Source organism: Prevotella sp. CAG:592 (assembly GCF_000436015.1).
Taxonomy (GTDB): Bacteria; Bacteroidota; Bacteroidia; order Bacteroidales; family Bacteroidaceae; genus Prevotella; species Prevotella pectinovora.
Window position 1 is genome coordinate 1 of sequence record NZ_FR892516.1, and the last position, 3,061, is coordinate 3,061.

2 protein-coding genes and 1 pseudogene are annotated in these 3,061 nt (G+C 40.4%); 2 read left to right on the forward strand and 1 reads right to left on the reverse strand.

What is annotated here, in order from left to right; all coding sequences use genetic code 11:
* Nucleotides 1-832: IS982 family transposase (locus QVO99_RS02080; protein WP_288176878.1), on the reverse strand; the 832-nt coding region annotated here is incomplete at its 3' end.
* Between the two features lie 115 nt (nt 833-947).
* Here QVO99_RS02080 and QVO99_RS02085 point away from each other — a divergent pair.
* Both QVO99_RS02085 and QVO99_RS02090 read left to right on the forward strand, forming a co-directional pair.
* Nucleotides 948-1,445, forward strand: a pseudogene (locus QVO99_RS02085) (O-acetyl-ADP-ribose deacetylase); the annotation flags it as partial.
* A 953-nt stretch (nt 1,446-2,398) separates the two neighbouring features.
* Nucleotides 2,399-3,043, forward strand: coding sequence for a caspase family protein (locus tag QVO99_RS02090; RefSeq protein ID WP_022315934.1), 645 nt, complete (start codon nt 2,399-2,401; stop codon nt 3,041-3,043).
* Nucleotides 3,044-3,061 lie beyond the last annotated feature (18 nt).

A 3,061-nucleotide genomic window follows, 5' to 3' on the forward strand; every position in this document is an offset into this window, starting at 1 on the left:
CAGCCAAAGCTCCAAGAGTATTGACAATAAAGTTGTCGAAAGATCTGTGTCTGGAATGTTCCACCTGTGCAATATTCTTAAGTTCATCGTTAACGGTCTCTATGATAGCCCGCTTTCTAAGCAAGAGTCTATCTGATATTTTCATGATAGACCCCTTCATGTTGCTTTTTAGTTTCGTGATAAGTTGTATCCCATCAACGAAAAGTTTATCGAATAGGTTCTTGCCTATATACCCCTTATCTCCAACAAGTTTGCCGTAGATGAAATCAACAAAGGCTTTATATTCCAATGGTTTACGGTCGTCAATATCACCAGGAGTAATCATAAAATTCAGCAATTCTCCTTTTTCATTACATATCAGATGAAGCTTAAAACCGAAGAACCATCCCATAGAACATTTACCTCTTTGAGCGATACCTTTAAATGTCTTATGGATAAGGATTCTCTGGTTCCTACATACACGAAGAGGGGTGCTATCCACGAAACTGATTCCTGTACATTTTCCTAAAAGCACCTTCTTTATAAAGATAGTTAAAGGAATAGCAATAGTCTTCTGGAGTTCCACAAAACGATTGTATGACACAACATTGGGAAACAAGTGTCGAAGATGCACACATACATATTCTTTGTAGAAATGCTTTAAGCAACGAAAGCCTGAACTGTGGAAAAGTATAATGATAACCATAATTTCAGCCTTTGACATGGTCGATTCACGATGATATTTGCGTTTTAAATTGCTTTTTATGGTATATTTTTCCATTTGGGCATCAAAAACTTTGCAGAAGTCATCCGCAATACAGAAAATTTCAGTAACTTTGTCCTCGGTGATCATAGCGATTATTGTTCGTAAACTTTTGATTTTTAGCACTTTAAAGTTACAATAATTTTCGCTAATCACCAAATTTTCAGACACTTATATTTCGTCGAACTCACGTTATTATAGGAATATGGAAACTTATAGCGATAGAATCAAAATCGTTGTCGGAGACATCACCAAACTTCCAACTGAGGCTATCGTCAACGCAGCCAACAAGAGCTTGCTTGGTGGTGGCGGTGTTGATGGAGCCATCCACCGGGCAGCTGGCAAAGGACTACTCCAAGAATGCATGACGCTTGGAGGTTGCGAAACGGGCCGATGCAAGATGACCGATGCATATAACCTTCCCTGTAAGAAGGTGATTCATGCGGTAGGGCCAGTTTGGCATGGTGGGCATCACGGGGAAGGCAAGTTACTTGCCTCTTGTTATGATTCTGCCATGAAGATTGCCGAAGAAAACGAGCTTTCGAGTATCGCTTTTTCGTGCATCAGCACAGGCGTGTATGGGTTCCCTAAAAAAGAGGCTGCCCGCATTGCCCTTCACACAGTCTTCGCTCATATCAGGGATAGTTATCCCGGGCAAGTGGTCATCTGCTGTTTCAGCGAAGAAGACGTGCAGTACTATCAGGACTGCTTCTGGGACGAATCGCTGACTTTGCTTGGCAGCCATGAGGCCATCCAGCAATACAAGGAAAAGATTGACACTATCCCGTCGAAGTTCTGGGATGAAATGATTTCCTGCATTCCGCACCTGGAACAAGAAGTCCAGCAATCAGGTTCGAAGCATTCTAATGACTGCAACTTGGAAGAGAGGTTAGGATTCTGTACTTCACCAGCTGATTACCAGTGCTGGATTCAATGTTTCAAGATCAATGAAATGCCCGACTTCTTGATGATAGACAATGTGTATTGCCTTTTTGTAATCGGGACATTCATATCCAGAAGGGCCTACTGGACAAATTCTAATGTCACGTCCGAAGAACTATTGGAGTTTCTAATGCCCATCAGGGAATATCGATGGAAAATCCCGCACATCAAGTTCTTTAAGACGATAGAAGAATTACACAAACGCGGATATGAACTGATACGCATTTGTCCGTCTATATCACCGAACGGATGCAGCTGGCGTTGCATCACTACCATAAAGAAACTGACAGCCTCTAAGTGCGGAGCAGTTTTTGCCGGTGAAGGTTGGACTGACCTCGCCATCAATACATCAAATGGTATATTCCGGTCTGTTAATCGCGAAGGGAAACATGAGAAATGGCCGATGGAAGATATTCCTGTCTGCGAATTAGCAGACCGTTTCATCGACAGTTTCCCCACTTTGGCAAAAGCCGGAAAGGACTATGATCCAGAATATGCCAAATGGTTTCATCAAGCAAGAAAAGAATGCGAACGCGGCCACATCCTCTATGCTTTCGCCGAGATGGAAAGCTGCTATGGCAAAGGGCATATGTTCCTGACTTCTACCAACAATGGTGCATTTCCGTTTCCTCCTCCTGGAGATACGGAGGGATATGGCAATTATTAAGTGAGAAAGAACCCTAAGCAATATTTTCCTATAATAAATAATTCTTTATGCAAACAAACAAAATCTTATTATACGCGTTTGTAATCCTATCTAGCATCCAAATAGCTCATGCTCAAAAAAGGAATGCGCTATTGGTAGGGATCTCCACATATGGCGATAATACAGGATGGAAAAACATTCATGGTGCTAACGATGTAGATTTAATGAAATCTGTGCTAAATGGCTTTTCCATAAGAGAACTTAAGAACGCCAATGCTACGTATGAAAACATTATTAAAGAGTTGAATTATCTCACAAAAAAAACCAAAGAAGGAGATATTGTTTATATCCATTTTTCTGGTCATGGACAACCATTTGAGGATATAAATGGAGATGAACAAGATGGTTGGGACGAGTCCTTCGTCCCCTTTGATGCCCATTTATATTATGAACAAAATGTTTATTCCGGAAATAAGCATTTAACAGATGACATATTAAACACATACCTTATCAAAATCCGTAAAAAAATTGGAGAACATGGAATACTATACGTTACTATAGATGCTTGTCATGCAGGAAATTCATATCGAGACTCAGAAGAAGACATCTACAGAGGCACTGGAAAAGGGTTTTCTAAAAATAACAAGATATATAAAGTTCCAAAGACACAAAAACGATATTTTAAGATTGACGACATTAGAGGATATCCTTAATTCCGCAACACTTTGATT